The organism is Streptomyces sp. ISL-43, from assembly GCF_018614195.1.
Classification (GTDB): Bacteria; Actinomycetota; Actinomycetes; order Streptomycetales; family Streptomycetaceae; genus Streptomyces.
The window spans coordinates 192024-208923 of the sequence record NZ_JAGGOT010000013.1 but is presented as its reverse complement, the minus strand read 5'-3'; the positions used below and the strand labels follow the sequence as shown (position 1 = coordinate 208923).

The 16900-nt window shown below is 73.0% G+C and carries 15 protein-coding genes; 8 read left to right on the top strand and 7 right to left on the bottom strand.

The features are described 5' to 3' along the window. Nucleotides 1–66 precede the first annotated feature (66 nt). Entirely contained in the window at nt 67–1269 is a 1203-nt protein-coding gene (locus J7F03_RS08930; RefSeq protein WP_214948111.1) for an amino acid deaminase/aldolase, read from the top strand. Between the two features lie 3 nt (nt 1270–1272). Here the strand turns inward: J7F03_RS08930 and J7F03_RS08925 are convergent, their stop codons facing one another. The 4 genes from J7F03_RS08925 to J7F03_RS08910 form a co-directional block, all read right to left on the bottom strand. Next, on the bottom strand, nt 1273–2550 hold the full coding sequence (locus tag J7F03_RS08925; protein ID WP_214948110.1) for a haloacid dehalogenase-like hydrolase: 1278 nt from the start codon (nt 2548–2550) through the stop codon (nt 1273–1275). 79 nt (nt 2551–2629) lie between these two features. Continuing rightward, nucleotides 2630–3415: a 3-oxoacyl-ACP reductase gene (locus J7F03_RS08920; protein ID WP_214948109.1), complete on the bottom strand. Its 786-nt coding sequence runs from the start codon at nt 3413–3415 to the stop codon at nt 2630–2632. Nucleotides 3416–3419: 4 nt separating this feature from the next. Beyond that, nucleotides 3420–4799 (bottom strand): aldehyde dehydrogenase, encoded by a 1380-nt coding sequence (locus J7F03_RS08915; protein ID WP_214948108.1) that lies wholly within the window; start codon nt 4797–4799, stop codon nt 3420–3422. 76 nt (nt 4800–4875) lie between these two features. Further along, the gene (locus J7F03_RS08910; RefSeq protein ID WP_214948107.1) at nt 4876–6255 is read right to left on the bottom strand and encodes a glutamine synthetase family protein; all 1380 of its coding nucleotides are present in this window, start codon (nt 6253–6255) and stop codon (nt 4876–4878) included. A 77-nt stretch (nt 6256–6332) separates the two neighbouring features. Between J7F03_RS08910 and J7F03_RS08905 the strand changes: the two genes are divergently transcribed. From J7F03_RS08905 to J7F03_RS08895, 3 genes are all read left to right on the top strand, one after another. Continuing rightward, nucleotides 6333–7079 carry a FadR/GntR family transcriptional regulator gene (locus J7F03_RS08905; RefSeq protein ID WP_214948106.1) on the top strand — a complete coding sequence of 249 codons (747 nt, stop codon included), beginning with the start codon at nt 6333–6335 and terminating at the stop codon, nt 7077–7079. A gap of 178 nt (nt 7080–7257) precedes the next feature. After that, nucleotides 7258–8730, top strand: a complete 1473-nt coding sequence (gene eat, locus J7F03_RS08900; protein WP_251071605.1) for an ethanolamine permease — start codon at nt 7258–7260, stop codon at nt 8728–8730. A 39-nt stretch (nt 8731–8769) separates the two neighbouring features. Next, the gene (locus J7F03_RS08895) at nt 8770–9456 is read left to right on the top strand and encodes a gamma-glutamyl-gamma-aminobutyrate hydrolase family protein (protein WP_214948105.1); all 687 of its coding nucleotides are present in this window, start codon (nt 8770–8772) and stop codon (nt 9454–9456) included. A gap of 111 nt (nt 9457–9567) precedes the next feature. Here J7F03_RS08895 and J7F03_RS08890 read toward each other — a convergent pair whose 3' ends face one another. Continuing rightward, on the bottom strand, nt 9568–10509 hold the full coding sequence (locus tag J7F03_RS08890; protein ID WP_214948104.1) for a LysR family transcriptional regulator: 942 nt from the start codon (nt 10507–10509) through the stop codon (nt 9568–9570). A 70-nt stretch (nt 10510–10579) separates the two neighbouring features. Between J7F03_RS08890 and J7F03_RS08885 the strand changes: the two genes are divergently transcribed. Further along, nucleotides 10580–11704 (top strand): TDT family transporter, encoded by a 1125-nt coding sequence (locus J7F03_RS08885; RefSeq protein ID WP_214948103.1) that lies wholly within the window; start codon nt 10580–10582, stop codon nt 11702–11704. A 34-nt stretch (nt 11705–11738) separates the two neighbouring features. Here the strand turns inward: J7F03_RS08885 and J7F03_RS08880 are convergent, their stop codons facing one another. Together J7F03_RS08880 and J7F03_RS08875 are read right to left on the bottom strand one after the other, a co-directional pair. Next, nucleotides 11739–12467, bottom strand: coding sequence for a helical backbone metal receptor (locus tag J7F03_RS08880; RefSeq protein ID WP_214948102.1), 729 nt, complete (start codon nt 12465–12467; stop codon nt 11739–11741). A 16-nt stretch (nt 12468–12483) separates the two neighbouring features. Continuing rightward, nucleotides 12484–13032 (bottom strand): helix-turn-helix domain-containing protein, encoded by a 549-nt coding sequence (locus tag J7F03_RS08875; RefSeq protein ID WP_214948334.1) that lies wholly within the window; start codon nt 13030–13032, stop codon nt 12484–12486. Between the two features lie 347 nt (nt 13033–13379). Here J7F03_RS08875 and J7F03_RS08870 point away from each other — a divergent pair, with 347 nt between their 5' ends. The 3 genes from J7F03_RS08870 (at nt 13380) to J7F03_RS08860 (ending at nt 16895) form a co-directional block, all read left to right on the top strand. After that, nucleotides 13380–14285, top strand: a complete 906-nt coding sequence (locus J7F03_RS08870; protein WP_214948333.1) for a 5'-3' exonuclease — start codon at nt 13380–13382, stop codon at nt 14283–14285. Between the two features lie 62 nt (nt 14286–14347). Further along, nucleotides 14348–15190 carry a siderophore-interacting protein gene (locus J7F03_RS08865; protein ID WP_214948101.1) on the top strand — a complete coding sequence of 281 codons (843 nt, stop codon included), beginning with the start codon at nt 14348–14350 and terminating at the stop codon, nt 15188–15190. 166 nt (nt 15191–15356) lie between these two features. After that, nucleotides 15357–16895 carry a serine hydrolase gene (locus J7F03_RS08860; protein WP_214948100.1) on the top strand — a complete coding sequence of 513 codons (1539 nt, stop codon included), beginning with the start codon at nt 15357–15359 and terminating at the stop codon, nt 16893–16895. Nucleotides 16896–16900 lie beyond the last annotated feature (5 nt).

The window sequence follows — 16900 nt, the reverse complement described above, 5'->3', positions numbered from 1 at the left end:
CGGCCGGGAGGGCGATGCCCCGGAACCCCCTACCCACGGGTACACCCATCTGGCAGGCTGCCGCCCATGAACTCCCCCGCCGCCGACCGGGCCCGATACGACCGGGCCACCGCCCATCTCGACGCCCCGCTCGCCCTCGTGGATCTCGAGGCGTTCGACGCCAACGCCGACGATCTCGTGCGCCGGGCCGGCGGGAAGCCGATCCGGGTGGCGAGCAAGTCCGTACGGTGCCGCGTGCTGCTCGAACGGGTCCTCGCCCGGCCCGGATTCGCCGGGATCATGTCGTACACCCTCGGTGAGTCGATCTGGCTGGCCCGCTCCGGCTTCGAGGACGTACTGCTCGCCTACCCGTCCGCCGACCGGGCCGGCTTCGCCGAGCTCGCCGGCGACGCGAAGCTGGCCGGCGCGGTGACGGTCATGGTCGACGACGTCGCGCAGCTGGAGCTCATCGACCGGGCCCGCGACGGCGGAGACCAGGAGATCCGGGTCTGCCTGGAACTGGACACCGCCCTGCACCTGTTCGGCGGCAGGGTCCGCGTCGGCGCCCGCCGCTCCCCGCTGCGCGAGCCGGCCGAACTCGCGCGCCTCGCCCGCGCGGTGAGCGCCCGGCCGGGCGTCCGCGTCGTCGGGCTGATGGGGTACGAGGGCCACGTGGCCGGTGTCGGCGACGCGCTCGCCGGGCGTCCGCTGCGCTCGCGCGCCATCCGGCTGATGCAGGGCGCCGCCCGCAAGGAGCTGGCCGCCCGCCGGGCCGAGGCCGTACGGGCCGTGCGCGGCGTGGTTCCGGACCTGGAGTTCGTCAACGGAGGCGGCACGGGCAGCGTCCAGCAGACCGCGGCCGAGGACGCGGTCACGGAGATCGCCGCCGGTTCGGGGCTCTACGTACCGCGCCTGTTCGACAACTACACCTCGTTCAGCGGGCGTCCGGCCGCGCTCTTCGCCCAGCCGGTGGTCCGCCGGCCCGGCGTCGGGGTCGTCACGGTGCTCGGCGGCGGGTACCCGGCCTCGGGGGCGCCCGGCCCGGACCGGCTGCCGGTGCCGTATCTGCCCCAGGGGCTGCGCTACGACCCGCAGGAGGGGGCCGGCGAGGTGCAGACGCCGCTGCTCGGCAGCCCGGCCGACGACCTGCTGATCGGCGACCGGGTGTGGTTCCGGCACGCGAAGGCCGGCGAGCTGTGCGAGCGCTTCGACGAGCTGCACCTCGTGGAGGGCGACCGGGTGACGGCCACCGCCCCGACCTACCGGGGCGAGGGCCGCACCTTCCTGTGACGCCTACTGGAAGACGGAGTCCGTCTGGTCGGGGATGACGCTGGTGTCACCCCGCAGGACGGGCCCTGGCGTGCCGTCGCGGCCGGTGAAGCCGGTGGTCGCGCACGGGTAGGGCGCGGCCTTCTGCTTCTTCGGCTCGATGAACATCGGGTTCACGATCCACTTGCCGTCGCTGTTGTCGTAGGCGCGGCACATCAGCTCGTTCTTGTTGCGGTTGACGACGAGCCGCAGTGCGGTCGCGTCCCGCAGGAACGAGATGTCGGTGTCGGAGTCGCCCGCGGCGAACACCTGGCGGCGGGCGGCCGGCTGGACCTTCTCGGCCGCGGCGCCGCGGACCCCGAAGATCTCCTTGTTGATCCAGCACCGCTTGCCGTCGATGTAGGTGATCATCGTGTCGGCGCCGTCCCGGACGGATCCGCAGCCCTGCAGGTGGGTGGTGAACTTCCCGCCGCGGGTGGTGGTGTTGCGGATGCCGATGACGTGGTCCGCGTCGATGCCGACGCCCTTGGCCCACACCTCGACGACCGGCTGCGGCGAGGCCGAGCTGATCCAGACGTCGAAGCCGGCCTCGCGCAGGCTGCCGACGAGGTCCTTCTGCTGGTCGTAGTAGCGCACCCAGCCGGTGGCGGTGGTGCTGCCGACCTGCTGCTTGGCGCCGATGGGCGCGGCCAGGTTCTCGGCGCGCGCGGCGGCCGCGAAGCCGCGTACCTCGCGCGCGGTCCAGCCCTGCATGAGCTGCGGCAGCCAGGCGTAGGCGGGCTCGATCGTACGGTGGTCCCAGCCGGCGAAGGCGGGGGCGGCCGAGCGGGTGGCGGCGGTGCCGTAGACGGCGTTCAGCTCGTCGGCGCAGCCGGCGCCCTCGGGAGTGCCGGTGGGCAGCGGGGCGCCGGGCGCCGCGAGGGCGCCGCAGGCGTCGGCCAGGGTCGTGGCGGCGGCCGGGGTGAGGTAGCGGCTGGTGGTGGTCCAGTCGCCCCCGGCCGGCTGGCGGATCCTGCCGTTGCGCAGCAGCCAGAACATCTGCGCGTCGCCGACGTCGTTCTTGACGACGGTGTTGTCCCAGTCGAAGACGGCGACGGGCTTGGCGCGGCTGGGCCGGTACGGGTTGCACGTGCCGTATTCGTCGATCAGCCGCTGGAGCCGGGCCTGGTTGTCCCCGTACCAGCCCGCGGCGACCGTCACCCGGGCGCAGTGGGCCGGACCCGCCTGGGCCGGCGGTGCCAGCAGGAGTCCGGAGCCGGTGACCGCTATGAGGGCGAGGGGGGCCGCCCATCTTCTGTGCATGCTGCTCCTCGATGAGATCGGGAAAGGAAACAGCCGGGCACCTCGCGGCGCCCGGCTGGAGTCGGCTGACCGGCGCGGTCTACAGGGGGGTGACGTACGCCCCGGAGATGCCGCCGTCGACCAGGAAGTCGCTGGCGTTGACGAAGGAGGAGTCGTCGCTCGCGAGGAAGGCGACGGCCGCGGCGATCTCGGTGGGCTCGGCGAACCGGCCCAGCGGGATGTGCACGAGCCGGCGGGCGGCGCGCTCCGGGTCCTTGGCGAACAGCTCCTGCAGGAGCGGGGTGTTGACGGGCCCCGGGCACAGCGCGTTGACGCGGATGCCCTCGCGGGCGAACTGCACGCCGAGCTCGCGGGACATGGCGAGGACGCCGCCCTTGGAGGCGGTGTAGGAGATCTGCGAGGTGGCGGCGCCCATGATGGCCACGAAGGAGGCGGTGTTGATGATGGAGCCGCGGCCCTGGCGCTGCATGTAGGGCAGTGCGGCCTTGCAGCACAGGTAGACGGAGGTGAGGTTGACGTCCTGGACGCGCTTCCAGGCCTCCAGTCCGGTGGTGAGGATCGAGTCGTCGTCCGGGGGCGAGATGCCGGCGTTGTTGAAGGCGATGTCCACGGAGCCGTAGGTGTCGAAGGCGGTCTTGAAGAGCGCCTCCACCTCCTCCGGGCTGGTGACGTCGACCTTCACGAAGGTGCCGCCGACCTCTTCGGCCGCGGCCTTGCCGGCGGTCTCGTCGATGTCGGCGCAGACGACGTTGGCGCCTTCGGAGGCGAGGCGGCGGGCGGTGGCCAGGCCGATGCCGCTGCCGGCTCCGGTGATGACGGCGGTACGGCCGACCAGGCGGCGGCAGACGATCTCTTCAGTGGACATGTTTTCAGGCCTCCGTGCTGATGAAGACGTTCTTGGTCTCGGTGAAAGCGGAGAGGGAGTCGGGGCCGAGCTCGCGGCCGAGCCCGGACTGCTTGTAGCCGCCGAAGGGGGTCCAGTAGCGGACGCTGCTGTGGGAGTTGACCGACAGGTTGCCCGCGGCGACGGCGCGCGAGACGCGCAGGGCGCGGCCCACGTCTCGGGTCCAGAGGGATCCGGCGAGGCCGTACTCGGTGGCGTTGGCCAGGCGTACGGCGTCCTCCTCGTCCTCGAAGGGCAGGACGACGGCGACGGGTCCGAAGACCTCCTCGGCGGCCACGGGCGCGGTGGGGCCGACGCCGGTGACGAGGGTCGCGGGGTACCAGAAGCCGGGGCCCTCGGGGGCGGTGCCGCGGATCACGGTGAGGTCGTCGGTGACGTAGGACCGTACGCGGTCCAGTTGGACCCGCGAGATCAGCGGCCCCATCTGCGTCTTCTCGTCGTTCGGGTCGCCGACGACCACGCTCTCGATCGCGGGGGCCAGCAGCTCCATGAACCGGTCGTAGGCCGATCGCTGGACGAGGATCCGGGTGCGGGCGCAGCAGTCCTGGCCGGTGTTGTCCAGGAAGGACATCGGCGCCGCGGCCGCGGCCGCCTCCAGGTCCGCGTCCGCGAAGACGATGTTGGGGTTCTTGCCGCCGAGTTCGAGGGTGACCCGCTTCACCCGGTCGGCGCACTTGGCCATGATCTGCTTGCCGACCCGGGTGGAACCCGTGAAGACGATCTTGGCCACGCCAGGGTGCTCGACCAGCGCGTCGCCCGCGACCGCTCCGTGGCCGGGCAGCACCTGAAGGAGGTGCTCGGGGAGTCCGGCCTCCAGGGCGAGCTCGGCCAGGCGCAGCGCGGTGAGCGGGGTGGTCTCGGCGGGCTTGAGGATGACCGCGTTGCCGGCGGCCAGTGCCGGGGCCAGGCCCCAGGCGGCGATCGGCATGGGGAAGTTCCACGGGGCGATCACCCCGATGACGCCGAGGGGTTCGAGGAAGGTGACGTCGATGCCGCCGGCGACGGGGATCTGGCGGCCGGAGAGCCGCTCCACTCCGCCGGCGGCGAAGTCGAGCACGTCGCGCACGTTGCCGGCTTCCCAGCGGGCGTTGCCGATGGTGTGGCCCGCCTCGCGGACCTCCAGCTGCGCGAGTTCCTCGATGTGCCCGTCGACGACGGCGGCGAAGCGGCGCAGCAGTCTGGCCCGGTCGGCGGGCGCGGCGGCCGCCCAGGTCCGCTGGGCCGCGGCGGCCCGTACGACGGCGGCGTCGACGTCGTCCCGTGTGGCGGCCGGGACGACGGCGACGACCTCCTCGGTGGCCGGATTCAAAACGCTCAGATCGAAGGGGGCCTGCGCGTCGGACACGTGGTGCCTCTCAGACGTTCGGGTGCGGTGGGTGCGGTTCGTGCGGTGGGGCCGTGCAGCCGTGCAGCCGACGGCTCTACAGGCGTTCGAAGGAGCGGCGCAGCTCCCAGTCGGTCACCGCGGAGTCGTAGGCGTCCAGTTCGACACGGGCCATGTTCCGGTAGTGGGCGACGACCTCGGGGCCGAAGGCGGCCTTGGCGATCTCGCTGTTCTCCCAGAGCTCGGCGGCCTCGCGCAGGGTGGTGGGGACGTGCGCGAAGTCGGCGGTGTAGGCGTTGCCGGTGCAGGGCTCGGGCAGTTCCAGGCGGTTCTCGATGCCGTAGATCCCGGCCGCGACCAGGCCCGCGACGGCGAGGTGGGGGTTGACGTCGCCGCCGGGGAGGCGGTTCTCGAAGCGCATGGAGCGGCCGTGGCCGACCACGCGGAGCGCGCAGGTCCGGTTGTCGACGCCCCAGGCGACGGCGGTCGGCGCGAAGGATCCGGGCCGGAAACGCTTGTACGAGTTGATGTTGGGGGCGTAAAGAAGGGAGAAGTCGCGCAGCGCGGCGAGCTGGCCGGCCAGGAAGTGACGCATCACCGGTGACATACCGCCGTGGGCGTCCGCGTCCGAGCCCTCCCCGGCCATCGCGTTGCGTCCGTCGCCGTCAGTGAGCGAGAGGTGGATGTGACAGGAGTTGCCCTCGCGCTCGTCGTACTTGGCCATGAAGGTGAGCGAGACGCCTTCCTGGGCGGCGATCTCCTTCGCACCGGTCTTGTAGAGCGCGTGCTGGTCGCAGGTGGTCAGCGCCTCGTCGTAGCGGAAGACGATCTCGTGCTGGCCGAGGTTGCACTCGCCCTTGGCCGACTCGACGACCAGGCCCGCGGCCTGCATCTCGTTGCGGATGCGGCGCAGCAGCGGTTCGATGCGGCCGGTTCCGAGGACGGAGTAGTCGATGTTGTACTGGTTGGCGGGGGTCAGGCCGCGGTAGTCGCGGTTCCAGGCCTGCTCGTAGGTGTCCTGGAAGACCATGAACTCCAGCTCGGTGCCCACCATGGCGGAGTAGCCGTGCGCGGCGAGGCGCTCCAGCTGGCGGCGCAGGATCTGCCGGGGCGCGGCGACGACGGGCGAGCCGTCGTTCCAGGCGAGGTCGGCCAGGATGAAGGCGCTGCCCGGGTTCCAGGGGATCCGGCGCAGGGTGGCGAGGTCGGGGTGCATGGCGAAGTCGCCGTAGCCCCGGTCCCAGGAGGACATCTCGTATCCGTCGACGGTGTTCATGTCGGTGTCGACGGCGAGCAGGTAGTTGCAGCCCTCGGTGCCGTGCGCGAGGACCTCGTCGAGGAAGAACTGTGCGGCGAACCGCTTGCCCTGGAGCCGCCCCTGCATGTCGGGGAAGGCCAGGACCACTGTGTCGATCTCACCGCTGGCGACGAGAGCACGGAGCTCTTCGGCCGAAAGCGGCGGCTTGCGGTCTACCACGGGAATATCTCCTTCGGTGAGCCGAGTGCGCCTAAGGTATTGAATAGAACCATTGCTTGGGAAGGGGAGGAGGCGAGATGACCGATACGGCGAGCGAGGGTGACGCCGTCGCACGGCTCAATCCCGTACTGCGACAGGTGCGGGCGGGCAACGGTTTCGAGGAGGCGCTGGAGCAGATCCTCCAGGTGGTCCGGCTCGGACTGGTGCCGGGCGGGGAACGACTGCCGCCCGAGCGCGAGTTGGCGGAGCGGATGGGGATCAGCCGGGTGACGCTCCGCGAGGTGCTGAAGGTACTCCAGGACCAGGGCCTGGTGGAGGCCCGGCGCGGACGGTACGGCGGAACGTTCGTACTGGCCCGCCCCGACACGCCGGCCGGGGGCGCCGAGGAGGAGCTGCGGCGGCGCGTCGCGGGCGTGGACATCGAGGACGTGCTGCGCTTCCGCGAGGTCCTGGAGGTGGGCGCGGCCGGACTGTGCGCCTCCCAGGGGCTGTCGGAGCCGGACACCGACCGGCTGCTCGGCGCACTGGCCGCCACCCACGACGCCCCGCTCCCCGACTACCGGCGCCAGGACACCCTCTTCCACCTCACCCTGTGCGAACTCGCCGGATCCGCCACCCTGACGGCCCAGTACGCGGCCGTCCGCGCGACCGTGAACGACCTGCTGGACTGCATCCCGCTGCTCGTGCGCAACCTGGAGCACTCCCAGCAGCAGCACAGCACCCTGGTGGAGGCGGTGCTGGAGCGGGACGCGGACGCGGCGCGCGAGGTGATGCGCGAGCACTGCTGCGGGACGGCGGCGCTGCTGCGGGGGTTCCTGGCCTGAGCGGGGACGGCGGCGGGGCGCGGGACCGTGGGATGCGGGCGGGTGCGGGCGGCCGCGGGGGCGGGCGGCGGGAGGTCGAGAGCTTTTCGTAACCCCCGTTTAACGCAGGGGTCTTGCGCCCGCCACGCCCGAGGAGCAAAGGTACGCCCCACAACCATTGCCCTAGGCAGGAGCGCACATGGCCGACGACACCGGCGCACGGCTGGCAGCCGTGCCCGAACCCACCTCATCCCCCGAGAACGGCGGCGACGGCTACCTCGAGCGCCGCACCCTGCGCCGCGGCAGCGCCGGCTGGCTGCTGCTGACCGGCCTCGGCGTCGCGTACGTCGTCTCCGGCGACTTCTCCGGCTGGAACGTCGGCCTCGCCCAGGGCGGTTTCGGCGGCCTCGCCATCGCCACCGTCCTGATGGGCGCGATGTACGCGTGCCTGGTCTTCTCCCTCGCCGAACTGTCCGCGATCCTGCCGACCGCCGGCGGCGGCTACGGCTTCGCCCGCCGGGCGCTCGGCACCTGGGGCGGCTTCCTCACCGGCACCGCGATCCTCATCGAGTACATCCTCGCCCCGGCCGCCATCGCCATCTTCATCGGCGACTACGTCGAGTCCCTCAACCTCTTCGGCCTCACCTCCGGCTGGCCGGTCTACCTCGCCTGCTTCGCGGTCTTCATCGGCATCCACCTGTGGGGCGTCGGCGAGGCCCTCAGCTTCTCCCTCGTCGTCACCGCCATCGCCGTGATCGCGCTGATCGTCTTCGCCGTCGGCGCGTTCACCCAGTTCGACGCGGCCAACCTCGACGACATCGCCGTCGACACCACGGCCGCGGGCGCGAGTTCGTGGCTGCCGCTGGGCTTCCTCGGCATCTGGGCCGCCTTCCCCTTCGGCATGTGGTTCTTCCTCGGCGTCGAGGGCGTGCCGCTGGCCGCCGAGGAGGCCAAGGACCCGGTCCGCTCCGTGCCGCGCGCCCTGTCGATCTCCATGGGCATCCTGGTCCTGCTCGCGCTGGTCACCTTCCTGGCCTCGACCGGAGCGCGCGGCGCCGACGCCATCAAAGACGCCGGGAACCCGCTGGTCGTCGCCCTGGAGGGCAACCCCGGCCTCTCCTGGCTGAAGACCTTCGTCAACTACGCGGGCCTGGCCGGGCTGGTGGCCTCCTTCTTCTCCCTCATCTACGCCGGCTCGCGCCAGCTGTTCGCCCTCTCCCGGGCGGGCTACCTCCCCCGCTTCCTGTCCCTGACCTCCCGGCGCAAGGCCCCGTACCTCGGCCTGCTCATCCCCGGCGCGATCGGCTTCGCGCTCGCCGCCGCCACCGGCAACGGCCCGCGCATGCTGAACATCGCGGTCTTCGGCGCGACCATCAGCTACGCCCTGATGGCCCTCTCCCACATCGTGCTGCGGCGCCGCGAACCGGGCCTGGAGCGCCCGTACCGCACCCCCGGCGGCATCGCGACCTCTACGGTGGCCTTCGTGCTCGCCCTCTCGGCCCTGGTCGCCACCTTCCTGGTGGACAAGGACGCGGCGTTCATGGCGCTGGCCGTGTACGCCGTCGCCCTCGCCTACTTCGCGTTCTACAGTCGCCACCACCTGGTGGCCTCCGCACCGGAGGAGGAGTTCGCGGCGCTGGCGGAAGCCGAGGCAGAGCTCTCCCGCGACTGATCCCCCGCCCCGTTGAAGACCCCCCTGGAGGTAGCCACCGTGCCCAGGCCGCTCATCGGCATCACCACCTACGTCGAGGAGTCCACCCGCTACGGCGTGTGGGACGTCCCGACGGCCCTCGTCCCCACCGGGTACTACGAACTCGTCCAGGCCTCGGGCGGCACGGCCGTGCTGCTCCCGCCGGACGACCCGGCGGCGGCGCGGGAGGTGCTGGCCCGGCTGGACGGCCTGGTCGTCGCGGGCGGCCCGGACGTGGACCCGGTCCGGTACGGGGCCCCGCGCGATCCCCGTACGGGACCGCCCGCGACCCTGCGCGACGAGTGGGAGCTTTCGCTCATCTCCGCGGCCCTGTCCGCCCGCAAGCCCCTGCTCGGGATCTGCCGGGGCATGCAGGCGCTGAACGTGGCCCTGGGCGGGACGCTCGTCCAGCACATCGACGGCCACGTGCTGACCGAGGGGCTCATGTCCTGGCACCCGGTCCGCCCGGTCCCCGGCACCCGGTACGCGGCGCTGGTCCCGGAGGAGTCGGAGGTCCCGACCTACCACCACCAGGCCACGGACCGCCTGGGCCGCGGCCTGATCGCCTCGTCCCACGCCGCCGACGGCACGGTGGAGTCGATCGAACTGTCCGACCCCGCCCACTGGGTCCTGGGCGTCCAATGGCACCCGGAACGCGACAAGGACACCCGAGTGATGTCGGCCCTGATCACAGCGGCCTCCACCTGACCACCCTGACCGAAGCCGGCCCCGCCGGCCGGGCCGCCCCCGACCACCGCACCGCGGGCCCGGCCCGCCCCGGGTCCGGAGCCCGAGCGCCCGAGGCCCCGCGAAGCGGGGTCAGTGGCGGGTCAGCGACAGCAGGTCCCGCGCCGGACCCGCCGGCCGGGACCCCGCGGGCCACACCGCCCGCAGGGCCCGGTCGAGCGGCGCCCCGACGACCGGCACGGACACCAGCCGCCGGCCCGCCAGTTCGTCCCCGACCGCCAGTTCCGACAGCACGCACGGCCCCGCCCCGCTCACCGCCGCCGCCTTCACCGCGGTCGTCGAGGCCAGCTCCAGCAACGGCTCCGCCAGCCCCCCGCAGCCGGCCAGCGCCGCGTCCAGGACCTGCCGGGTGCCCGACCCCCGCTCCCGCAGGATCAGCGGGGTCGCCGCCAGTTCCGCCGGCTCCACCCCGCGCGAGCGCCGCGCCCACGGGTGTCCGGGAGCCACCGCCACCACGAGCCGGTCCTGCGCGATCTCCACCGAGTCGAGCCCCTCCGGCACGCTCAGCCCCTCCACGAAGCCGAGGTCCGCCTCGTGCGCGAGGACCCGCTCGGCGACGACGGCCGAGTTCCCGGCGTGCAGCGACACCGCCGTCCCGGGGCGCTGCCCGCGCAGCGCGATCAGCCAGCCGGGCAGCAGGTACTCCGCGATGGTCATGCTCGCAGCGACCCGCAGCCGGGAGTCGCGGCGGCCCCGTAGCGCCTGCGCGCCCGCGTCGAAGGCCTCGGCCGCCTCCACCACCCGCCGCGCCCAGTCCGTGACCAGCGCGCCTTCCGCCGTCAGCGTCGACCCGCGCGGGGACCGGTCCACCAGCGCGACCCCGAGCCGGGTCTCCATCGCCCGGATCCGGCTGCTGGCGGCGGGCTGGGTGATCCCGAGCCGCCGAGCCGCACCGCTCAGGCTGCCGACGCGCGCGACCGCGAGCAGCAGTTCCATGGCGCCCAGGTCGGGGACCCGGTGCGCCAGCGGAACCTGTGCTTCGGCCCACTCGTCATTGCCATACCCATTACCCATAACTTCAGTTTATGCCCTCATAGGACACTGCCCCCTGCCGTCCGGCCCCGCCCGGCGGGACGCTGGACCCATGGCCACCACCCTCGTACGACCCCGTCCCGCCACCCCTGGGATCCAGCGGCCCCACAAGGCCCCCGCACTGCGCCACCTCGGCCCCAACTGGTACGCCTCCGTCATGGGCACGGCGATCATCGCCAACGCCGGCGCGACCCTCCCGTACCAGGTCCCCGGCCAGCGCGTGGTCTGCCAGGTCTTCTGGGTGCTGGCCGCCACCGCCCTCGCCGTGCTGCTGACCGCCCGCGCCGGCCACTGGCTCCACCACCGCGACCAGGCCCGCGCCCACCTCCTCGACCCCGGCGTGGCACCGTTCTACGGCTGCCTCTCGATGGCCCTGCTGGCCGTCGGCGGCGGCACCCTCATCGTCGGCAAGGACCTCATCGGGATCCGGGCCGCCGTCGCCGCCGACACGGTCCTGTTCACCGTCGGCACCGCGATCGGCCTGCTCGCCGCCGTCGCCGTCCCCTACCTGATGGTGGTCCGCCACAAGGTCGAGGCCCACCAGGCCTCCCCCGTCTGGCTGCTCCCCCTGGTCGCCCCGATGGTCTCCGCCGCGCTGGGCCCCCTGCTGATCCCCCACCTGGCCGCCGGCCAGGCCCGCGAGGCCATGCTGCTCGCCTGTTACGCGATGTTCGGCATCAGCCTGCTCGCCACCCTGCTGATGCTCCCCCTGGTCTTCGGCCGGCTGATCGTGAGCGGCCCCCTCCCCCTGGCGCTCACCCCGACCCTGTTCCTGGTCCTCGGCCCCCTCGGCCAGTCCACCACCGCCGTGAACTCCCTCGCCGACATGGCCCCCCAGTCGATATCCCCCGCGTACTCCGGCGCGTTCGCCGCCTTCGCGGTCGTCTACGGGGTCCCCGTGATGGGGTTCGCCCTCCTCTGGCTGGCGCTGGCCGCGGCGATGCTGGTCCGGGCCGCACGGGGCGGCATGGGCTTCGCCATGACCTGGTGGGCCCTGACCTTCCCCGTCGGCACCTGTGTCACCGGCGCCGCCGGCCTGGCCCGCCACACCGGCCTCTCCGCCTTCTCCTGGCTGGCCGCGGCCCTCTTCCTGGCCCTGCTGACCGCCTGGCTCCTGGCCGCCGCGAACACCCTGCGCGGCCTGCTCACCGGCCGCCTGCCGGCCGCACCCCGCTAGGTCGGGGGCTCCCGGCGCCGGCCCACCCGGAGCGTCAGTCCGCCGCCCGCAGGGCACGCGACAGCACCGCCGGGGCCTCGGCCAGTGAGGGGCCGTACCAGGTCAGGTGGCGGCCGCTGACGAGCGCGGCCGGGATACCGGGGAAGGCCTCGGGCCCGTCCCCGGCGGTGAAGCGGTACGGCTCGTCCGGGAGTACGACGAGGTCGCAGCCCGCGGCGGCCAGCTCGGCCGCCGGGATCCGCGGGTAGCGCTCCGCGTGGCCGGCGTACGCGTTGCGCACGCCGAGGCGGGCCAGCAGGTCCCCCGCGAAGGTGTCCCGGCCGAGCACCATCCAGGGCCGGCGCCAGATCGGTACGAAGGCCAGGGCCGGCGGGAGGGGCTCCGCCCGGGCCCACGCGGCCTCGGCGTCCGCCAGCCACCCGGGCCGCTTCAGCCCCAGCGTCCCCACCAGTACCCGTTCCAGTTCGCTCAGTGCCTGCGGGAGGTCCCGTACCTCGGTGACCAGCACCTCCAGACCCGCGGCCCGCAGCGCGGCCAGGTCCGGGGCCCGGTTCTCCTCCTCGTTGGCGATGACCAGATCCGGGCGCAGCTCCGCGATCGCCGCGACGTCGGGGTTCTTCGTGCCCCCGACGCGCGCCACGTCCCCGAGATCGGCCGGGTGCGTGCACCAGTCGGTCGCCCCGACCAGCGCTCCGGGCGCGCTCACGGCCACCGCCTCGGTCAGGGACGGCACCAGCGAGACGACGCGCTTCGAGGTGAGCATCCGGCGGCCCGGCGCTTCAGTGGCCCGGCGAGGGCGGTTCGGAGGTCGCGTGGATGTGCTCGCCGACCGCGACGATCAGGATCCGGGTGTCCTCGGTGACCGCCCGCCAGCGGTGGCGCACGCCGCCGGACAGGAACAGCGCGTCCCCGCTCTCCAGCCGGTACGCCCGGCCCTCGGCCTCCACCTGGCAGGCGCCCGAGACCACGTACATCAGCTCGTCGTTGCGGTGCTGGTACTCGCGGCCGGCGTCCTGGTCCCCGGTGAACTCCAGCGCGTGCAGCTGGTGGTGCCCCCGCACGAGGGGCCGTACGCCGGGAACCGGGGTGAGCCCCGAGTCGTCGCCGGCCCGTACGAGGTCCACGGTGCGCGCGGTGTCGGAGGCGGCCAGCAGGTCGACGGCCGTGGTCTCCAGCGCGTCGGCGACCCGCTCCAGGGACCGCATGCTGGGCCGGGCCCGTTCGTTCTCTATCTGGCTGAGGAAGGGAACCGACAGTCCGCTGCGCGCCGACACGGCGGCGAGCGTGAGGTGCAGGGCCCGGCGTCTCTTGCGCACGGCCACGCCCACCCGGAGCGGTTCCTTGGAGTCCTTGTCCCGGTCCCGGTCCTTGTCGTCCGCGCCGCTCGCGCCGTTCGTGGCGCTCGCGCCGCTCCCAGCGCTCACACGGTCCCTGCCGCTCGCGGCGCTCACGCTCTTCGTGCCGTCCGTGCCGTCCGTGCCGTCGGTGCCATCCCTGTCGTCCATGGCGGGGCTGCCCTCCCCTTGTCCTGGTCCATCGCGCATCGGTGTGCTGTAAGCACCTTACGCAGCAACCGGCCCCGGTTTCGCGCTCAAGAGCCGAGGAGGCCGCACCGACGCCACTTTGCCCGGGAGGCCAGGGCATCATCGTGATCGTGACGACGACACGACGCCTGATGCTCCTGGACACCGCCTCCCTCTACTACCGCGCGTACTTCGGCGTGCCGGAATCCGTGAAAGCACCCGACGGCACGCCGGTCAACGCCGTGCGCGGCCTGCTCGACTTCATCGGCCGCCTCGTGCAGGACCACCGGCCCGACGATCTCGTGGCGTGCATGGACGCCGACTGGCGGCCGCACTGGCGGGTGGAGCTGATCCCCTCCTACAAGGCCCATCGAGTCGCGGTGGAGTCGGCGACCGGCCCGGACCTGGAGGAGACCCCGGACACGCTGGCCCCGCAGGTGCCGATCATCGAGGCGGCCCTGGACGCCTTCGGGATCGCCCGGGTGGGCGTCGCCGGCTACGAGGCGGACGACGTGATCGGCACGCTGACCACCCGCGCCACGGGCCCGGTGGACATCGTCACCGGCGACCGGGACCTCTACCAGCTGGTCGACGACTCGAAGCGGCGGCGCGTGCTGTACCCACTGAAGGGGGTCGGCAGCCTCCAGGTGACCGACGAGGTGTGGCTGCTGGAGAAGTACGGGGTCGACGGCCCCGGATACGCGGAGCTGGCCCTGCTGCGCGGCGACCCGAGCGACGGCCTGCCGGGCGTGCCGGGCATCGGCGAGAAGACCGCGGCGAAGCTGCTCCATGCCTACGGGGACCTGGCCGGGATCATCGCGGCGATCGACGACCCGAAGTCGAAGCTGACCCCCACCCAGCGCAAGCGGCTGGACGAGTCCCGGCCGTATCTGGCGGTGGCCCCCAAGGTCGTCCAGGTCGCCTCCGATGTCCAACTGCCGCACTTCGACGCGACGCTCCCGGCCACCGCGGCCCAGCCCGACCTGGTGGCGGCACTCGCCCGCCGGTGGGGTCTGGGGGGAGCAGTTGAACGCCTGAGCAGCGCGCTACGACCCTGAGGTGCTAACTTAGGTAATCCTAAGCTTCACGGAAGTCAGGGTCGGAAAGTCAGGGAGACGTCGTGGCAGAAGGACGCGCCCGCAAGGTCGGCACCGCGGTCGTCGTGCGCACCGAGCGCTTGACCCCGCACATGGTGCGGATCGTGCTGGGCGGTGACGGGCTGGCCGGATTCGGCGCGGGCGCGTACACCGACCACTACGTGAAGATCCTGTTCGCGCCGGACGGCGTCGACTACGCCTCCCCGTGGGACCTGGAGCAGATCCGGGCGGCCCATCCCCGTGAGGAATGGCCGCGCCAGCGGGCGTACACCGTGCGCTCCTGGGACCCGGCGCGCCTGGAGCTGACCCTCGATTTCGTGGTCCACGGCGACGAGGGCCTGGCCGGCCCCTGGGCTGCCCGCGTCCAACCTGGTGAACTCGTGCGCTTCCTCGGGCCGGGCGGCGCCTACGCCCCGGACCCGCTCGCCGGCTGGCACCTCCTGGTCGGCGACGAGAGCGCCCTGCCGGCGATCGGCGCCGCGATGGAGCGGATGCCCTACGGCGCGAAGGTCCACGCGTTCGTGGAGGTCGAGGGCCCGCAGGACGAGCTGCGGATCGCCACGCCGGACGGCATCGTCCCGGTCTGGGTCCACCGCGGCTCCCGCCCGATCGGCGAGGCCCTGACCGAGGCCGTCCGGGCACTGGCCTTCCCCTCCTTGGACGTCCACGCCTTCGTCCACGGCGAGGCCGGCTTCATCAAGAACCTCCGCCGCTACCTGCGCGTCGAGCGGGACATCCCGCGCGAGCGCCTCTCGATCTCCGGCTACTGGCGCCTGGGCCAGACGGACGAGGGCTGGCGCGCGATCAAGCGCGACTGGAACGCGGAGGTCGAAGCCGAGCAGGAACCGGTCGGCGCCTCCCACTGAGCCCGCTGCCGGGCCCGCCGCCGAGCCCGCTGCCAGGCCCACCGCTCGAACGCGCCGCCGAGCCCGCAGGGGGCCGGGCCCTTGCGGCCCCACGCGGCGTGAGCGGGGCCCCGGCGGCGGCCGCGGCCCGCGAGCGGGGTCACCCGGTCGGCGGCACAATGAGGGCATGCGTAAGCTCCGCGCCCTCACGGCGGCCGGAGTCGCCGCCCTCCTGGCGACCGCCGGGACGGCCACGGCCGCACCGAGCCCGCCGCCCACGCCAAAACCCCTGATCAGCGACCAGCAGGTCGACGCGGCGGTGCGCCGCCTCGACCGGACCGTCACCGACATGATGCGCACCACCGGTGTCCCCGGTGTCTCCGTCGCCGTCGTCCACGACGACAAGGTGGTCTACGTCAAGGGCTTCGGCCTGCGCCGCGTCGGCGAGAAGGAGAGCGTCGGCCCGGACACCGTCTTCCAGGTCGCCTCCCTCTCCAAACCGGTCTCCTCCACCGTCGTCGCGGGCGTCCTCAAGGAACCCGCCGACTTCGACCGGCGCGCGGAACTTCCCGGCTTCGCGCTGAAGGACCCGTGGGTCACCGACCACGTCTCCACCGCCGACCTCCTGTCCCACCGCAGCGGCCTCCCCGACCACGCCGGTGACCTCCTCGAAGACCTCGGCTACGACCAGACGTACGTCCTGGACCACCTGCGCCTGGAGCCCCTCACGGCGTTCCGCGCGAGCTACGCCTACACCAACTTCGGTTTCACCGCCGCCGCCGAGGCCATCGCGAAGGCCCGGGGCACCAGCTGGCAGAAGCTCGCCGACGACACCCTCTTCAAGCCGGCCGGCATGACGCACACCAGCACCGAGTTCAGCGCCTTCGACGAGGCGCCCGACCACGCCGCCACCCACGTCCGCAACCCTGACGGCACCTGGAGCCCCCGCTTCGTCCGCGACCCGGACGCCCAGGCACCGGCCGGCGGGGTCAGTTCCACCGCCCGCGACATGGCCCGCTGGATGCGGCTCCAGCTGGGCGACGGCACGCTCGACGGGAAGCGGATCATCCCGGCCGACACCCTCGCGCGGACCCACCTCCCCGAGATCGTGTCGCAGCCGGCGAACGCCACGGGCAAGACCGGCTTCTACGCTCTCGGCTGGAACGTCTCCTACGACGACGCGGGCCGGGTCCGCCTGAGCCACTCCGGGGCCTTCGAACTCGGCGCCAACACCAACGTCACCATGCTCCCCCTGGAGGAGCTCGGCATCGTCGTCCTCACCAACGGCGCCCCCGTCGGCGTGGCCGACGCCGTGGCCCTCGACTTCTTCGACTTCGCCGAGCACGGCAAGACCACCGCCGACTGGCTCCCGCTGGTCGCCGCCCTCTATGCCCAGCTCGACGAAGCGGGCCGCTCCCCCACCGACTACGCGCACCCGCCGGCCGCCGCGAAGGCGGCCAAGGCCGACAGCGCGTACACGGGGACGTACGACAACCCGTACTACGGCAAAGCCACCGTCACCGCGAACCCCGACGGCGGCGGCCTCACCCTCTCCCTCGGGCCCAAGCCCGAGCCCTACCCGCTCACCCACTACGACGGCGACGTCTTCAGCTTCGAGACGGCCGGCGAGAACGCCGTCGGCCGCACCGGGGTGACCTTCGCCGACGACACCCTGCGCGTCGAGTACCTGGACGGCGGGCACATGGGGACCTTCACCCGGCAGTAGTCCGG